1 protein-coding gene is annotated in these 1,352 nt (G+C 71.9%); it reads left to right on the top strand.

Annotated elements, in window-relative coordinates; translation table 11 throughout:
* Positions 1 to 219 precede the first annotated feature (219 nt).
* A complete protein-coding gene (locus ABD361_RS06370) occupies positions 220 to 1,329 on the top strand; it encodes an NYN domain-containing protein (protein WP_344433778.1) in 1,110 nt (369 codons plus the stop codon).
* The last annotated feature ends 23 nt before the right edge of the window (positions 1,330 to 1,352 follow it).

Genomic DNA, 1,352 nt, shown 5'->3' with positions numbered 1-1,352 from the left:
CGGACGGCCCACGCACCTGACGGCAGCCGCCGGCGGCAATGCCTTTCGAACTCCTGATACGGCATTGCCGCCGCCGGCTGCCCCTGCTTTGACTGACCTCGCCCCGCACGCCCGGCACCGGATCTCCCGATCGGCAGATGTGCCAGGACGCGCCCGGCGGCAGCCTTGTACCCACGACGACGACTACCGCCGACGGCGGTGAGGAAGAGGAAGTCCGCCATGGCCAATCCAGCCACCGAAGCGCCCATCCGGCAACAGGGCCCGGCCCACCCCGGGCAGGTCGTGCACCGTCACTGGTGGTCCCGGTGGCCCGACTGGGCCGGCTACCTGGCGGTGACCTGGTCGTTGCTGTACGGGCTGGCCGCGCTGTACTGGGCCCTGGGCGGCGACGGCTACCCGTTCGCCAAGACCATCGACGACCGGGCCTCGGCCTCGATTCTGGAGCCCAGCAGCGCCTCGGTGGTGGCGCCGGTGCTCGCCGCGTTCTGCGCGGTCGGCGTGGTCGTGGGCGTGGCGATGCTGCGCGGTCTGGGCACCGGCCGGGTGCGCAAGGCCATGCTGGGCTTCGGCTGGGTGGCCGCCTGCGTGCTGGCCTTCGTGATCCCCGACTACTCACTGCTGGGCCTGCTGGTCTTCTCCCCGCTGATGCTGGTCTTCGTCTTCACCGGCGTGCCCGGGGACCAGGGCCTGGGCGACATCCTCTACTGGCACCGCGGCAACCTCATCATCGTCTTCCTGGGCGGCCTGCTGTGGGCCGCGATGACCCTGGCCTACCAGCGGCGTACAGGCGGTCAGTGCGTGCGCTGCGGGCGCGGTCCGCGGGCTGCGGCGGCCTGGAGCGACCCGGCCACCGCACTGCGCTGGGGCCGCTGGGCGGTGTGGACGGCGGTGGTCTCCACCCTGCCGTACGACATCACCCGCATCGCCTGGTACTTCGGCTGGCCGCTGGGCGTGACCGACGCCTTCCTCAAGGAGATGCAGGACACCCCGCGGATGCTGGGCATCGGCCTCGGCCTGGGCGTCGTCTCGACCCTGGGCAGCCTGCTCACCCACGGCCTGGTCAGCAAGTGGGGCGAGATCTGGCCGCGCTGGGTGCCCTTCAAGCGGGGCAAGGTCATCCACCCGGCGACCGCGATCGTCCCGGCCTCCGTCGTCGCCGTCGTGCTGATCCCCGGCGGGCTGATGAACGCCCGCCACTACGACCCCCAGATGTGGGGCACCACCGGACCGGGCATCTTCTGGCTGGTCTGGGGCGCGGCCCTGGGAGTGGCCGCCTACTCCTATCACCTGCGGCGCCGCGGGCAGTGCAAGCACTGCCACCGGGGCTGAAGGAACCCCCGCTCCCGACCGGA

The sequence above is a fragment of the Streptomyces luteosporeus genome (genome assembly GCF_039532865.1).
In the GTDB taxonomy this organism is placed as follows: domain Bacteria; phylum Actinomycetota; class Actinomycetes; order Streptomycetales; family Streptomycetaceae; genus Streptomyces; species Streptomyces luteosporeus.
This window is presented reverse-complemented; position numbering and strand designations above follow the sequence as displayed.

What these genes read in the sequence shown, in the direction of transcription:
- ABD361_RS06370 (WP_344433778.1), top strand. Translation starts at nt 220, where the DNA reads ATGGCCAATCCAGCCACCGAAGCGCCCATCCGGCAACAGGGCCCGGCC.